Here is a 15,799-nt window from a genome sequence, read left to right on the forward strand (position 1 = left end):
AGTAAATAAATCAGATGTTAGCAAATTTAAGTCTTCCGCGTTGGACAGTTTGGTGTTTGGTGATTCCCGTGCTGTTTCTCAATTTTTGGTTATTGCAAATAATCTCACAGCAATTACAACCAATACCCAACATTGTATTAGTTGCTGCTTTACTAGCTTTTCTCTTAAATTTTCCTATTAGTTATCTTGAAAAACGGGGTGTGGGAAGGATTTGGTCGGTATTGTTGGTTCTCATACTTGCCGTTACAGCTTTTTTAGTTCTGGGTTTTGGTGTTGCACCGATTGTATATCAACAATTAATTGAATTTGGCGATCGCCTACCAGCATTAATAGATCAAGGACAAAGACAACTCCAAGAAATCCACATCGATACACCCCTAGCAGGCTTATCTTTTGATGCTGCCAACCTTATTACAGAAGTTATCAATAAATTTACTCAAAGTCTAGAATCTTTACCCAGTCAAATTGTAGATTTTCTCTTTGGTGTCTTTGATAGTACGCTGAATTTACTGATTACAATCGTCCTCACCATCCTCCTAATTTTTAACGGTTCTAGTTTATGGAATGCGCTGTTTAAACTATTCCCTCAACCTTGGAATGTCCAATTACCATCTCTGATTCAGCAGAGTTTTCAAAACTACTTTGCAGGACAAGCAACTTTAGCAATGATTGAAGGTACTGCACTTATAGTTTTATTTTTGGTATTTCAAATTCCCTTCGGGCTATTATTTGGTTTTGTGATTGGGATAGCGAGTTTTATCCCTTTTGGTGGAACTGTGACAGTATCCTTGATTCTTCCCATACTTGCTATCCAAAATATTTGGTTAGCAGTGAATTTATTAGTAATAGTGGTGTTGGTAGGACAGATTAACGAAACTATTGTTGCACCTCGTCTAATGGGTCAAATGACTGGCGTAAATCCTACTGTTATCTTTATTTCTTTATTGTGTGGTGCAAAATTAGGTGGGGTATTAGGAATTCTGCTGGCTGTACCCCTAACTAGTTTGTTGAAAAAATTTGCAGAACCTTTGTTTAACACTGATGAATTAGGGGCTACTACACCATAAACAGACTATCTGGAATCGCTAAAAGGCTTGTGGTATAGTTATTATTTCTTTTTCCTTTTGCCTTGTTGTACTAGTTATCCCCTTCGCTGTTTTCACAAACTTTGTCTAGCAGGATTAGCAGATGGAGGGGGAAGCCAGGGACTACTACTCACAAATTGCACATCGCTATTAAAACGACTATGGAAAGTATACAAAGTTGAACTTTCCATCAAACTAATTCTCCAACCCAGAACGGGGGTTTTTTCACAAGTTGGTTGATTAATGGTCACACCCAAGCAAGTATCATCCCAAGTTACCAAGTCGGCCCAATGTAACCGAAAGTTACTCTGAGGTTTTCCTGTTTGTATGGATGCGGTTTTGATTGCTTCCTCAACGAGATATGAGGGAATGCTTTTAGGTGCATCAAATTCAAATTCGTTTTTGGTTGCATAATATACCCATCTTTGTTTAGTGGAGGAAATCAAGACTTTCCAACCAAACGTGTAATTCTCGACGGGAACAGTCCCCGTTATTGGTCTTGAAGGCCCATCTCCACCAGTACCCGACCATTGGACGTTTTTAATTTCATCGACTTTCCAATCAGAAAGCTGTGTTTGGGAACGTTTTGCGGCATCGGATAAAATATCTGCATTGATTTTCTGGGGTAGATTCCCTACGCTTGCAACTAAATCCAGTTCCACTATCTTTCCATCTAAATCGCTGCGATATATCCATTGTGTGGGTTTCGATTCATCCGATTTATCTTTGGTGAGCTTGATTAACCATCCTGGGGTTTTGACAAAATTACAGCGTTTTTCGGTTTTGGGAAGTTCCAAACAATCGTTTTTCCATAGCCGTGATTCAACTGATAAAATTTGGATTTTCCCGATATTTTGTTGGTTGAGTCGATTGACATGGCTAATTACTTGTTGTCTTACAGACTGAGGTAAACTTTGCAACCAATTGATGCGGAAATTATTACCTGGGATTTTGGGTGAAACTGCGTGATATAACCAAATCTGCTTACCTGCACTAACCCTAATCGCCCAACCCTTGTAACCGATTTTGTTACATTTTTCATTCTTGGCTGGCAGATTCAAACAACTATCAAATACTTTTGATTCTACTCGCGCCACCTGGACATTAGCCAGTTTCACATTTAACCGTTTCGCCATATCTTGACGCACCTGTAAGATAACAGATTTAGGTATCTCAGTTGCTGTTAACGAAGGTTGAATTTGAGCTAATTTACTGGGATTGGCAGCGAAAGTATATTGATATGTACAGGGAATGGTCAGCATCAAGCTGCTCACTATTGTCAAAATAATAGCTTTCTGCGTCATAGAATATATCCAGATGGGCGTAATTTAGATGACGCAGACTAGATAGACTTGGTTGCTAGAGGATCGATTCAGTAATCAAAAACCTAACCCCCCAGCCCCCTTCCCTACGAGGGAAGGAGGAGCCAAAGTCTCCTTTTCTTGTGGGAGAGGTTCTTCCAGCATTACTGAATTGAGATTCCCTGATGAGTCAAATTTTGGTTAGCACTAAATGATCTTTGTCAGTGCTTGAATAGACTCACTTAAAGGAGTGGTAGGACGGCCTATTAGTTGGCTTAGGGTTTGGCTGTCATCAAACAACCCTCCTTTTGCTGCTCCTGTCTCAGATTCTGCTAACATCACAGCAACAGGCTCAGGTAAGCCAGCATTTTTTAATACATTAATATACTCATCTTCAGACAAATTCTGATAAATCACTTGCTTACCAGACTGCTGGCTGATTTCGGACGCAAATTCGCTCAATGTGTAGGCTACATCACCAGCCAATTCATAGACTTTACCTGCTTGGTCATTGGCTAATAAAACGGTGGCTGCGGCTGCGGCATAATCGGCGCGGGCTGCGGATGCGATTTTAGCTTCTCCAGCACAGCCCATAACTACACCATATTCCAAGGCTATCGGGATACCTGCTGTGTAATTTTCGGTATACCAACTATTGCGTAATATCACATAAGGCACACCAGATTTTTTCAGGACTGTTTCAGTTTGGTGATGTTCTGCTGCTAGAGGTAGGGGACTGCTATCTGCGTGTAAGAGACTGGTATAAGCCAGTAATTTGACTCCGGCTTGTTTACAGGCGTTGATGACGTTTGTGTGCTGAGTGACGCGATCGCCAATTTCACTGGAGGAGATCAGCAATACTTTTTCTGCACCAGCGAAGGCAATATCTAATGTGTGGGGTTGATTGTAATCAATTTCCCGCACCTGCACGCCTAAACTGGCAAAATCTGATACTTTTTCTGGATTGCGAACCGCAGCGACTAATTCATTGGCAGGAACGGATTTTAATAGTTCTTGCAATACTAATCTGCCTAACTGACCCGATGCAGCAGTGATGACAATCATATTTTTTAGTTGGTTAATTTTTGGATGTCGATAAACCTAATATAATTGCATTACTAACTTTTGGTAAGTACCAACAAAAAAGTAAGTATATGAGCGATCGCCATGATGATTCCAGGACGCTGACACAACGCCTGGAAATAGGGAATATTTTCGCCGCGCCATGTCCTTCACGAGACATTCTGAAACACGTTTGCAGCAAATGGGGCGTACTGATTCTGATTACGCTGCGCCAAAGGACTCACAGATTTAGCGAGTTGAGACGCAAAATGGGCGGAGTCAGTGAAAAAATGCTGGCTCAAAGTCTACAATCCCTGACGGAAGATGGTTTTGTGTTGCGTGTATCTCACCATGTGGTTCCGCCTGTTGTTGAGTACAGCCTGACTCCAATGGGAGAAGAAGTCGCCGATCGCGTCGCCGCCTTAGCAGATTGGATTGAAGTCAATACGCCAAGGGTGTTGGATGCAAGGAAGAAGTTAGAGCGATAGTGATGATTTCACAAAGTCGCGTTGCTCCCATCAGACGGGAAATAGCTTTGCAGATAACTTAACGCCAAGCGTTTGGTTTCTGCTAATAATCGCGGTTGAAACGTTTTTTCTTGACTGAGGGATAGCCATAATAATGTGCCGATCGCTTTGACTAAAATAAAGGCGATCGCTTCATAGTCTATTGTTTCTAACCCTGCTGCCCGTTTAGCTAATAAACTGGCTACATCTTGCATCAGTTGATTATCCATAACCTCGCCGACGGCTTGTAATTCGGGCATTGAACCCTGGAGTGCCATAAAAATGGCGTAGTAACCAGGATTATCCGAGAAATGCAGAGCAGTGATATCAATCATTTGTTCTACGAGAACATCTAAGGGCAGATTGGCTAATTCAGGATTATCCAGCACTGCTAACTTTTGATGAATATTTTCCTCATGACGCAAAGCAAGTGCCTGCATGATTGCAGATTTGTCAGGGAAAAACTGATAAAGTGACCCAATCGGGACTTTAGCACCAGAGGCGATCGCATTGGTTGTTGTGGCTGCATAACCTTGAGTGATAAACAGTTCTTCTGCTACATCCAAAATTCGATTGACTCGCTCCTGGCTACGCGCTTGTCGGGGTTTGCGGCGCATTCCACCTGCGGCTGATGGACTTTCAGTCATAGATTACCTCCCTATGTCGCAAAATGTGACTATTACTCATATTTTCTTGACTGAATATGAGTGATTATCATATATTTATAAATGAGTATTGCTCATATTTAAGTTTAGATGACTAGGGGGAATCTTTCAATGAGTCAGAATTTAATGTTCCTCTGCGGTCGTAAAACAGCGATCGCCCTGCTTGACGAAACACTATATGCAATGATCGACCATTGTCATTTGAGTGAGATAAATGGCAAAAATTCCAGAGTATGGATGCAGGATGATACCAATTTAAAATACCCAACAATACCAAATAGGGATAGATATAGGAATCATATTTGATTTCTGTGAAACTAGGTACACTTTTATCCCTTTTAACCTGTTCCCCATTCCCTTACTACGCAAATACTTTCACCGAATCAAAGCGGATTCCTATATCTTGATTTTTTTATACAAAAATAGGGAATTGGGAGCAGGAATTCCCAATTCCCTAATACATAAAAACCAACGTAGCAGAGAAGGAGAAAAAACAGTGAAATTTACTAAATCAGCATTAAAAAATGATGAGGAAAAATAGGGTAAAGAAGATTAGGGTAAAACGACAAAAATTGAGATTATCTATAGGCGTGCCTCCACATTTCAATAAATTTTTTCATGGAGGGTGGATAGGAAGAATCCACCCTATAGTTAACTGTATTTAGCAGCTAATACTAAACACAAACTCTATCTTTTATCACCGGCAACAATTTCAACGTTACCTTTCTGCACAGCTTCCAGTGCTTGAGCTTTGAGTTCTTCTTGCTTCTTGATAGCTTCTTCTTCAGCCTTGCTCATACCGACTAGTTTTTCCTTGTCTTCGTCGCTTTCAAGGATACCGAACTCAATCAACAATGCTTCTAACTCATCCATTTCGATGGGTGTAGGAACAGCCATATTTTGATTGTTGATAATCTTGTCGGCTAATATGCGGTATTCGTTAGCTTGATTGCTATCAGGTGCGTATTCGTTCACAGTCATCCGACGCAATTCAGCGTGCTGTACGATGTTATCGCGGGGAACGAAGTGAATCATCTGGGTGCTTAACCGGTTTGCGAGTGTAGTAATCAGTTCGTCTTCTCGGTCAGTTTTACGGCTGTTACAAATTAGACCACCCAAGCGTACACCGCCGGAGTGAGCATATTTCAAAATACCGCGAGCGATGTTGTTTGCAGCGTACATCGCCATCATTTCACCGGAAGTAACGATGTAGATTTCTTGCGCTTTCCCTTCCCGAATTGGCATGGCGAAACCACCACATACAACGTCACCCAATACGTCATAGGATACGAAATCTACATCTTGATATGCACCGTTTTCTTCGAGGAAGTTAATCGCGGTGATAATACCACGACCGGCACAACCTACACCTGGTTCTGGACCACCAGATTCTACACATTTGATATCGCGGAAGCCTTTGAGTACCACTTCATCGAGTTCGAGGTCTTCTACTGCACCACGTTCAGCAGCCAAGTGCAGTACGGTGGTTTGGGCTTTAGTGTGGAGAATCAGACGGGTAGAGTCAGCTTTGGGGTCACATCCGACAATTAAAATACGTTGTCCCACCTCTGCCATAGCGGCGAGGGTGTTTTGGGAGGTGGTAGATTTACCAATACCGCCTTTACCGTAAAAAGCTATCTGTCTAATGTTTGCGTCGGACATGATGGTTTAGTCTCCAATTGATTGTGTGATTGTCGTGAGTCTGTCATCTGAAGCGTTCAGACTTGAGCTGTTGTAGAACGTCTTTGGAGGTGCGCGTTCTACAACCAAAAAGTTGTAGATTGAATACATATTCCAGTGTTGGTACAATTTGATCTGTTGATGTCTGAAGACAAGCAGCTTCTTTTGGCTATGCAACGCTAGCGCACTACATCATCTCTAAATGAATAGGTGCAGTAGTATGCGCCGCCTGAAGTGCGATCGCTCGTATAATATTTTGAATATTGACCAAATGAGTGCTGAGTAACGAGTGCTGAGTAAAAAGTAAGATTAATTGCATGGGCTGAACGCCCCGCTACCGCTAACAACACTACTGAAAAACTCTGGAAACGGTAGTCAAGAGTGAGAGAAATAACAACTCACCACTCATAACTTTTGATTCCTCAATTTTTGCAATGTCAACTATCGTGCTGCATCGGCTGTTTATTTTTACTTTGCTTGACACAAAGTCTGAAGCGGACTGACGTTGTTTCCAGCAACGGAAATCTAAGGCTTGAGTTTGCCTTATACTTTGGTTGCGTTTTTGATTCCCTATAAGTCAAGCATAACATACAAATCGCTAGTTTACTTGCGCTAGTTAAAAATTTTGGAAGAATTTTTTAGAAAGTTATCATAACCTTTATTGGAAAAGGGTTTCAGCCCTCTGTTTTTGAACCTCCGAATTTGGAATTGAGGTTTTTCGGTTCATGTCCCGGAATTGGGCGGAATAAATCTCAAATCTGCAAGCCCCGCATATTAACTCCTCTACTCTCTGATTTGACACATCCGGCAAAATGGTAAGATTTGCCATATAAAACAGATAGGAACATAGCGTGTCGATAACAGAAAATAAAATAACAGTAGATTCTTTAGAGTGGTTTTATCGAGAATCTGCGCCAATTGGTCAAACTGATTTATTGCCTGTAGTCTTATTACATGGAATCCCATCACAAAGTTACAGTTGGCGTAATATTTTACCAGGATTAGCCGGACAAGGTACAAGAGCGATCGCACCAGATTGGATTGGTTCTGGATTTTCTGGCAAGCCGGAAAAACAAGAGTTTCCTTACACTCCTGATGCTTATATTAAAGCCTTATCAGGTTTTATTGACGCATTAGAAATAGAACGTTTTTCGCTAGTTGTGCAAGGTTTTTTAGGTTCTGTCGGTCTGCAATATGCTTTAAGAAATCCCGAAAAAATTGCCAACATTGCTATTTTAAATACACCTATTTCTCAGGATGCAAAATTGCCTTGGAAACTGCAACAAATGGGTTGGCCTTTTGTGGGTGATATGATGACTCAAGATCCTTTGTTAGTTGACCGCACCTTAGAAGGTGGGAGTCGCTATCGCATTGGAGATGCAGATTTAGATGTCTACCGCAAACCTTATTTAAAAACTTCCGCCGTGGGACGTGCGTTATTAACCACGATTCGCAACCTGCAACTACCAGCCGCCATGAGCGAGATTACCACGGGTTTTCAACAATGGCAACAACCAATTTTAGTTCAATGGGGGATGATTGACCCCTGGTTGCCGATAGAGATAGCGGAAAGTTTCGCTAAATCTGTCCCCGATGCGGAAGTGATTAAACTCAATAACGTCGGTCACTATCCGCAAGAACACTATCATGAGGTGATTTTACAAGACTTATTACCCTTTGTGCGCCGGACTAAGTGATGATTATGCGATCGCCTCTGTATAATTGGGATGCGATCGCTAAAACACCAACTCGATTTATTTTAATTTTTTCTCATCTATAATTTCTCCTTTTCTATTCCACATAAACACCGTTCCATCAGCACCGCTACTAGCAATAGTATTGCCATCTTGACTAATTGCTACTGATAAAACTTTGCCAATATGCTTTTTGAGAAAAGGTTTACCGTTAAATTGCTTTTGAGCATTATCATATTGCCATAGCCATATTTGCCCATCATTAGCACCACCAATAATAACTGTACCATCAGAGTTGATGGCAAGAGATGAGACTTCAATAGTTGGTTTTACTTCTCTAGGAGAACTACTAGGATTTGTATCTGTCAGATTCTGTACAAGTAAATTTCCATTGGTATTACTAACAATATGTTGTCCTCCCAAACTCATAGCAGCTACAGCACTGGTAGGGGGGTATGTTGGTTTATAGCCTTGAATTGGTAAAAAAAAGCGAAAAAAAAACCAAAAGACATAGTACCGCCAAGCCTAAACCAGCAAATATTAAAATTAACGTTTGACTGTTATTTTCTTGCTTTCTTGAACCACCTGAGTTTTTTTTAACTATATTAGTAACTTGTGGATTGTATTCAGTAAAACTTTGATGTTTAATCAAATTCGATAGTCCTCGCCAGACTAAATTTTTGATTAAAGCATCCTCTGCTTTGATGCCAGTAACTACTATTAGTACGTCTACATTTTTTTCTTGAGGAGGCAAACTTTTTGTTTCCAAAAGAGTTGCTAGTTTATCTCTGTTAGCTTGGGAATTGTAAGCTAACATATAACTAGATTCTGCTGTGTTAATTCTGTCTCTTTTATTTAAATTACTAATTATGTCACCTATTTCTTGAAAAGAGACTTTAAATCCATATTCAGCATCTTGTGTGATAGCATCGTCAATTTTATTGTCTAATTCTCCTCTGAGTGAAAGAGCCGCTAATTCTTGTAACTTCTGCTCATTTTCTTCAGATTTAGGAAAAATCCAAGCAACAGAGTTACGTATAGTACGACCCCGATAATCTCTTCTTTGACTAGCTTTCATACCAGTTATTAGTAAAATTAACTGGTTATAATCACGCGCTAATAGTAGAGAGGGAGATTCAGTTTCTAGAAGTTCTTTAAATTTGCTGACTAATGCTGGTTCACTGATTTTTTCTTGATAGTTTTCTGTAATCTTCTGCCAACAATAATCATCCTGTTGAGAAACACCAGCACTGTAAACATAAATTTCCATGTCCAACTCCTATTTTTTAATATCCAGTAAGTCGAGACCTTGTAAAATTTCAAATCCACCAGTATGCTTACATTTTTCAGCAGATTTACGAGCTGCTTCTTTTAAATATTCATCCCAACCTAGCCAACGCCGAACACGATTGAACCAGCCGCGCTTGGTATCTAAATGAAGCTTGAGTACGAAGCGTAAAAGATATCGTAGTGGCTGATCACTATCTTGGGGACTATATTCGGCATGATGATCAATTTTACGGAAATAAAAATGGGGTTTACCATCAATTTCTTTAATCTGAGAAAAGAATACAGTTCCTACAGTTTGCACAGGTGTCACCACACAAGCTACCTTTGTCAGCAAATTTTCACTGCCAAATAAACGCAATAAACCACTATATTTTTCTTTGATGCGTTCTAGTACCTTTTTTGCATCTTCTTCTTTTTGGATATATTTTTCACAGCGAACCGGTACTAACAGCACAAGTTTTGGTTCTTCTAAATCGGCGTACGCACTTTTGAAAAAATCAGTAATTTGCTTAGGGTTATTGATTAAATCATGCCATCGTCCGTTTGCTTCCATAAGAGATGGTGTATCAATAGCAATTAAAACGGCGGCACATTCTTTCACTTGTTTCTCTACAAATTCCAAGTTATCTCGGAGATAACCGCCTGGAAAATCCTGAAAACTCAATTGTAAATTGGGTTTACCTCCCAATTTACCCAGACCAAATGTAAAAGATTTATGCCCTTCAGTTCCTTCTAAGCCTCCTGTTGCTTCAAAATCATTTAATAGAGCTTTTAATTCACCTAAACGTTTTGATAATAGAGCCGAACTTTCTAAGTCTGGTGTGAGTTGCAGACCTACTTCACCAATAGTAGTATCAAACTGCTCATACATAGCTGTTAAAATACTAGTTTTACCTACACCTCTATGTCCTAGCATAGTAATTTTCAATTCTGATGGCATTGTATTTTCCTGAGTGAATTAATTGAGAAATTTCATAGAGTCTAATTGATTGGCGATCGCGACTTTTTCTATTGCTTCTAGCCACTCTCTTCTTAGTCTAGTACGTTCACCCAGTAACTCAAATTCATCAGGCCAGATTGCAGCGCGTTCTTCTCGCAAAAATATCCGCCACTCTATTTCAACTTCTTCTGCACGTAGCACACGATCAAGAAACTCTTCCACTATGGCAAAACCCGCTTGGGAAGGCTCACACAGCAATTCATCTAAGGCTGTTTCGCATTGATAAACTGCTTCGCCATGTAGTGCTTTTAGATTGCTCATTACTTGTTGAGCATTGGGGTTTGGTGGGAGTTTGAGAGTTTTCGTATCAGGAGATAAATCATTCAGACATTTACGAATGCGGTGTTGAATCATGCCTCGGTAAGATAACTCGAATTCTGCTAGAATTTGGAAACCGAATTTGATTCTGCAAGGTTGTCCATCGCCTATGAGGTCATCAGGTAATAGTTTGGCGATCGCCTGAATAAAATCAGCCCCTCTTACCTCAGTTAGCCCTCCTAAATTACCTTTTTCTATCAATACTTGCGCCACCTGAGATTTCACACGGTTCAAAGAATTTTTTAACCCCTCATCTAAAGTTAAAAAATGTTTGGAAATATGGGCGCGAATTTCATTTAAATATTCATTATAAGCTGTTTCATAAGAATTACTGACATTACGTCTAACTTCAATTCCCTCTATTGAAGACGGTAATTTAGTATCTTCGTAACAAGCTTTAATTGCAGCCTCAACTGCCTCCTTAAAGTCACGATCATGCTTATTTATCTGTTTACTTAATTCTTTAAGTAAAATCTCTAAACCAGTTGTCAGTTGTTCCCAAAGTTGTTTAAATAGAACTTCAAACCTACTAGTTTCGGCAGACTGTATCGGCTGTCCTAACGCATTTTTGGCTTTATCTAATTCAGCATCAATAGCACTTTGGAGTTGCTCAAGTCTTTCCTGACAAGAAGAGGCATATTTTTTATCTAGGGAGGTGATTTCAGTCGCTAAATAATCAACCACACGATCCAAAACTTTATTATTGGCTTCATCAGGATCAGCACAATTTGCCGTTATACATTCTACAAGTTTGATATGTTTATCAACAATACTTTGTGTCAATCGTTCACAGTTAGAAGCATTATCTCCATAATTTGAACCTCTATCTGTGCGGTTGAGAACCATAAAAGACCACTGCTCAATCGGCAAATCAGTTAAAGCTGAACGAGCTGTATCATAAAGTTTGACATCCACATCTCCCCAAAAATCACCAGAAGGTTTTGGCATTCTGACAAAGAGAACCGCATCAACTTCTTGGCCAATAGTTTTGACCATTCTTTCTTCATCACCAATACCTGTATCGCCCAATCCTGGTAAATCAACTAGAGCAATTTGCCCCACATCATCATTAGGGAATTTACAAACAATTTTTACATCCTTAACTGCCACATAATTAAAATAAATACGTTCACCTTCAAGATTATCTTGTGCTACATAAGCTCTAATTTCATCTCTAGAAATGCGCCGTGGTGAAATCTCCCGAAACAGATGACGATATTTATCAATATTTTTATGATATCCCCGCAGATGTTCATACTTTGCACCACCCTCAGCACCAGCAAAGTTACTAGGCAAAGAGGGTAATGGTTGAGTGGCAAACTCTCCTAATGTAATTGGTTTAGTACCCAATTTCAACTGTTCATAATAGGGAGCGATTACTTCATCCAAGAAAGACCGTTCTGTATGGAAAGTCACTTCTCCATAGGTTTCAAAAGCTGGGTTATGGTAAATTGTACTGCGGACTCCTGTGCAGTGTTCACCACTTCCATCAGGAATTTCTGCTGCTGTTAATTTCGTTAAACTTTGTAATAGACGGCTTTTTCCCTGTCTCGCTCGTCCAATCACACCAATGTTAAGAGTGTTACGCGAAAAGCGAGCTTTGAGCTTACTTAAAGCTTCTAACTCAGCTGCCAAATTCAATTGGATTTTGGCAAAATCAATAGCTTGCAATCTTCCTGAAATACTTATATCTTCAACCGTTGCTAATAACTGATTGCGATAGTTTTCTAAGTAGTGGAGTGCATAGGCAATAGAATTTAAATTTTCTTCTACCTCTGTAATTTTTTTCGCCAACGGTTGGCGTTTTGCAATAATCTTAGCAATGCGCTCAGTTCTACTCATAAATAAATATCAGGTTTTATATAAGACTTATACTTGATTACTAATTGAACTTACGCAGTCAATGACTTTTAAGTAGGACTTCCGTAACTGGTATATTTTTATGTAGGGTGTGTGACGCTGTGACAGAATTTAAACGTAGTTATCGGACTTATCGCGTCACGCACCGTCAATTGTAACACTTGTGTAAGTCCTGTTAAATTTAAGGGAACACCAAAAAATAAATTATCCCAAATAAACAGCTTAGTAGGGTGCGTCAGTATAAATAACCTCTTGGTATAGTTAGGTTTTCTCGCACTGACGCACCCTACAGTTTGGATGTTTTTTTATCTGGAAGTCCCTAACCACCAATTAATACAGTCGGCGCACCTACCCCTACAACAGTAGTTAAAGGTATACCCGTCACAGTATTCACACCAGCTACCTGAGAAGTGATTCTAGCGGCTGGTCGTCCACCAATTAATACAGTAAAAGAACCCAACACAATATTACCCGTAATCACTGGCCCCACCACCAAATCACCAACACAAGCGGCGGGTAAACCCATAATCAACACATTAGGAACACCAGGTGCAGTAATCGGATCACCGGTAACAGTTAAATCAGTAAGTCGTGCGGCTGGAAACATAGGGGATTAGAGATTGGGGATTGGGGACTGGGGATTGGGGACTGGGGATTGGGGACTGGGGACTGGGGATTAAGAGATGAGGGAGACAACGTAAATTAATGACTAATGACTAATGACTAATGACTATTGACTATTGACTATTAACAATTAAGCCTAACTATACCGCCCATAATGCCGACGGTAGCAGCTCCATTAATGCTCACGGAAGCCCCCGCACTGGCACTAATTGACGCACCAGCAGTAGCACTAATTGACGCACCAGAAGTTACGCTCAAAGAACCACCAGATTGTACACTCATAGAGCTACCAGCTTGTATACTCACTGTTCCAGTGGTTCTCATGGTAATGCCACTGGGAGTTAATTCTATACTAGTTGCTCCTACTGTGAGGCTAATTTTTTGCGTGGCAGTTAGGGCAATTTCTCCACCATTTACACTAATTTTCTTAGTTGTGCCAGTAGTTCCCGACTTAACTGTAATATCACCAGTAGAAGTTAAACTAATTGTTTTATTGCTATCATCAGCACGATATTTATGTCCGCCAGTTGTCTCTAATTCTACAAATTTATCACTGTCATTTAAACGAAAATTATGACCACCTATTGTCTGTAAATAAACGCCTTTTTTGGTGCCTTTATCTTCTTCTACAAACTGTAATTTATGTCCCACACGAGTTTTAAAGGTGCGGAGGCGGACTTTACCATTAACAATGGTATCATTGACACTTTCTGGTGGCGCATCTGTACCATTCCACACCCCACCAATTACATAGGGGCGATGAATATCACCATGTTCAAAAGCTACTAAAACCTCATCATTAACTTCTGGTAAACAATCAAAACCCCTACCTGGCCCTGCACCTACACTTACTACTCTCGCCCAATTACTTTCATGTTCTTCAGTCAAGGTGGGAAATTTCACTCTGACTCTACCCCAACCTTTAGGATCTTTATTATTACTGACAATTCCCACTAACAAAGTTTGTCCTGGTTGCAAGTGTTGCTGCGGGGTTAATGTAGCGAATAAGTCTCCTGGACGTAATCCCCGCACACTAAATTCTGTGGTATATTTGCGTTTTTGGAAGAGGTGACGAGTTTCTGTAACGTAATAACTGCCACTGTAATTTCCCATATCTGTCAGCTTGATGACTTTTCCTGTTCTAATTAAAGGATTACCTTCTCCTTTCGCGTCTGCATAGACAAATTCTCCCCCCAGTTCGTTACACAAAGCTTGAGCGATTTTTTGCGCTTCAGCTGTACTAAACACAGGTTGATCTACAACTATCATCTTGGGCTGAATGGTAAATTTCTTGCTACTGACGCTACCTTTACCATTATCTGTACTGGTAATTACTTGTTCTGTTGTGGCTGTTGATACAATCGATTTCTTTGTAGCGTAGTCCCAACCCCGCACTTCTACAGAACTCACCTGTTCCGCACTGGTTACACGAACACGAAAACTGTGGATGTCTTTGAGCCATTGCAGAGATAAAGTCTGGCTTTGTGTGGGTTGACGAAAGTTGAGTTTCCCATCCTGCACATATAATTCAAAACCTATGCGGGCGGCTCTTTCTCGCAAGAATTCCATGTTAGTTTGGTTTTCTTGAAAGATGTATTCATGAACAGGAGTTGTGGTAGTTATTGTGCCGGTTGTGATACTTGTTTCACCTGCAATTTGGGTGACAACATCACTATCAGTAACGTTTTGAAAAGAACGGTTATAACGTCCCCGATGTAATCTGTGAGAAATATCATAACCCCGAATCACAATCGGAGCTTGTGATTCAGGTGTAAATTCAGTTTCTATAGCAGTGATTTCCCCTTCCAGTACATAACCCTGTTCTACATCCTGAAACTCTGCGTTTTCTGTGGTGCTGGAAACAAAGCCAATTTTGATTTTTTTGCCAATAGCAAATAAACTTTGATGTTTCCAGGTAGTTTCAGTTGTTTTTCCAGGAAAGTAGTCATTACGAATGACTAAGGTAAACATCCCTGGTTGATGGAGACTCTCTTCTACAGAGATTTGCAAAATGTCTTCAATTAATTCTTTAGAAGCATCAGTGTTATCAATTTGCAATAGGGGTTCGGGGATGTAACTGACTCCGGGCATAGGATAAGCACAATGGGTTTTCCATAGCTTAAGAGGATCAATGGCACTAGGCTATTAACCGAAAGTCGAATTACTTGCGTTTGCTTCTGTTGTCACCGCCTCTGTTGACGCTAGCGGGCGCGCCCATTCCTGGTTGTGTAATTGATTCGTCTACTTCTTCTAGTGTCAGGTTTACTTTGGCTCTTACGGGCGTACCATCTGGTAAAAATAGTGTCAAGCTGTAGCTAAGTGATTGGACAAAACAACGGATATACTGTTGATCACCCCAGGTAAATATATATATAGGTGGACGTTTATCTACACCTGTTCCAGCCTCTGCAAAGTTGACGGCTTTTTCAAATTTTTTCAGATGAGTTAGGACGCTTGTGCCTGCTTCGTAGGTATCAAAGATAATGTTGTTAATGGTCAGGATACAAGGTTCAGGATAGGCAAAGCTGACTTTAGGTAATCCTCGTCCAGTCCGCGCACCACTACTTTTAGTGAGGTTGATTTGTTGGGAAAAATCTAGCTGGGTGGGATTGAACATAAATTCAATATCGGGTGCAGCTTGTTCTGTTGCAATTAATTTGGCTTTAACTAAAAGGGTGGTACTCATGATTGTTGACTGTTAATTGTTGACTGTT

15 protein-coding genes are annotated in these 15,799 nt (G+C 40.3%); 3 read left to right on the forward strand and 12 right to left on the reverse strand.

Annotation, left to right across the window (positions count from 1 at the left end):
• The first annotated feature begins 14 nt into the window (after nt 1–14).
• Nucleotides 15–1,067: an AI-2E family transporter gene (locus CV014_RS07435; protein ID WP_236141452.1), complete on the forward strand. Its 1,053-nt coding sequence runs from the start codon at nt 15–17 to the stop codon at nt 1,065–1,067.
• A 92-nt stretch (nt 1,068–1,159) separates the two neighbouring features.
• On the opposite strand, the gene CV014_RS07440 is transcribed toward CV014_RS07435, so the two are convergent.
• Both CV014_RS07440 and CV014_RS07445 read right to left on the reverse strand, forming a co-directional pair.
• Nucleotides 1,160–2,389: a hypothetical protein gene (locus CV014_RS07440; protein ID WP_236141453.1), complete on the reverse strand. Its 1,230-nt coding sequence runs from the start codon at nt 2,387–2,389 to the stop codon at nt 1,160–1,162.
• A gap of 204 nt (nt 2,390–2,593) precedes the next feature.
• Entirely contained in the window at nt 2,594–3,451 is an 858-nt protein-coding gene (locus tag CV014_RS07445; RefSeq protein ID WP_236141454.1) for an SDR family oxidoreductase, read from the reverse strand.
• Between the two features lie 20 nt (nt 3,452–3,471).
• Between CV014_RS07445 and CV014_RS07450 the strand changes: the two genes are divergently transcribed.
• Entirely contained in the window at nt 3,472–3,936 is a 465-nt protein-coding gene (locus CV014_RS07450; RefSeq protein ID WP_268964546.1) for a winged helix-turn-helix transcriptional regulator, read from the forward strand.
• Between the two features lie 8 nt (nt 3,937–3,944).
• Here CV014_RS07450 and CV014_RS07455 read toward each other — a convergent pair whose 3' ends face one another.
• The 3 genes from CV014_RS07455 to CV014_RS29910 form a co-directional block, all read right to left on the reverse strand.
• Nucleotides 3,945–4,601 carry a TetR/AcrR family transcriptional regulator gene (locus CV014_RS07455; RefSeq protein ID WP_236141455.1) on the reverse strand — a complete coding sequence of 219 codons (657 nt, stop codon included), beginning with the start codon at nt 4,599–4,601 and terminating at the stop codon, nt 3,945–3,947.
• Between the two features lie 705 nt (nt 4,602–5,306).
• Nucleotides 5,307–6,281, reverse strand: a complete 975-nt coding sequence (gene nifH / locus CV014_RS07460; protein WP_236141456.1) for a nitrogenase iron protein — start codon at nt 6,279–6,281, stop codon at nt 5,307–5,309.
• Nucleotides 6,282–6,486: 205 nt separating this feature from the next.
• On the reverse strand, nt 6,487–6,618 hold the full coding sequence (locus CV014_RS29910; RefSeq protein ID WP_268964547.1) for a hypothetical protein: 132 nt from the start codon (nt 6,616–6,618) through the stop codon (nt 6,487–6,489).
• A 532-nt stretch (nt 6,619–7,150) separates the two neighbouring features.
• Here CV014_RS29910 and CV014_RS07465 point away from each other — a divergent pair.
• Nucleotides 7,151–7,996 (forward strand): alpha/beta fold hydrolase, encoded by an 846-nt coding sequence (locus CV014_RS07465; protein WP_236141457.1) that lies wholly within the window; start codon nt 7,151–7,153, stop codon nt 7,994–7,996.
• Nucleotides 7,997–8,053: 57 nt separating this feature from the next.
• Here the strand turns inward: CV014_RS07465 and CV014_RS07470 are convergent, their stop codons facing one another.
• The 7 genes from CV014_RS07470 to CV014_RS07500 all read right to left on the reverse strand — a co-directional run bounded on the left by CV014_RS07470 (nt 8,054) and on the right by CV014_RS07500 (nt 15,771).
• On the reverse strand, nt 8,054–8,422 hold the full coding sequence (locus tag CV014_RS07470) for a WD40 repeat domain-containing protein (protein WP_236141458.1): 369 nt from the start codon (nt 8,420–8,422) through the stop codon (nt 8,054–8,056).
• 34 nt (nt 8,423–8,456) lie between these two features.
• Entirely contained in the window at nt 8,457–9,263 is an 807-nt protein-coding gene (locus CV014_RS07475) for a hypothetical protein (RefSeq protein ID WP_236141459.1), read from the reverse strand.
• Nucleotides 9,264–9,272: 9 nt separating this feature from the next.
• Complete coding sequence (locus CV014_RS07480) at nt 9,273–10,223, reverse strand: hypothetical protein (protein ID WP_236141460.1); 951 nt, start codon at nt 10,221–10,223, stop codon at nt 9,273–9,275.
• Between the two features lie 18 nt (nt 10,224–10,241).
• Nucleotides 10,242–12,443: a hypothetical protein gene (locus tag CV014_RS07485; RefSeq protein ID WP_236141461.1), complete on the reverse strand. Its 2,202-nt coding sequence runs from the start codon at nt 12,441–12,443 to the stop codon at nt 10,242–10,244.
• 337 nt (nt 12,444–12,780) lie between these two features.
• Nucleotides 12,781–13,068: a PAAR domain-containing protein gene (locus CV014_RS07490; RefSeq protein ID WP_236141462.1), complete on the reverse strand. Its 288-nt coding sequence runs from the start codon at nt 13,066–13,068 to the stop codon at nt 12,781–12,783.
• 140 nt (nt 13,069–13,208) lie between these two features.
• Complete coding sequence (locus CV014_RS07495; protein WP_236141463.1) at nt 13,209–15,176, reverse strand: VgrG-related protein; 1,968 nt, start codon at nt 15,174–15,176, stop codon at nt 13,209–13,211.
• A 70-nt stretch (nt 15,177–15,246) separates the two neighbouring features.
• Entirely contained in the window at nt 15,247–15,771 is a 525-nt protein-coding gene (locus tag CV014_RS07500) for a CIS tube protein (protein WP_103138461.1), read from the reverse strand.
• Nucleotides 15,772–15,799: the final 28 nt, after the last annotated feature.

Origin of the sequence: Nostoc sp. CMAA1605 (assembly GCF_021596505.1) — a bacterium.
GTDB lineage: Bacteria > Cyanobacteriota > Cyanobacteriia > Cyanobacteriales > Nostocaceae > Trichormus.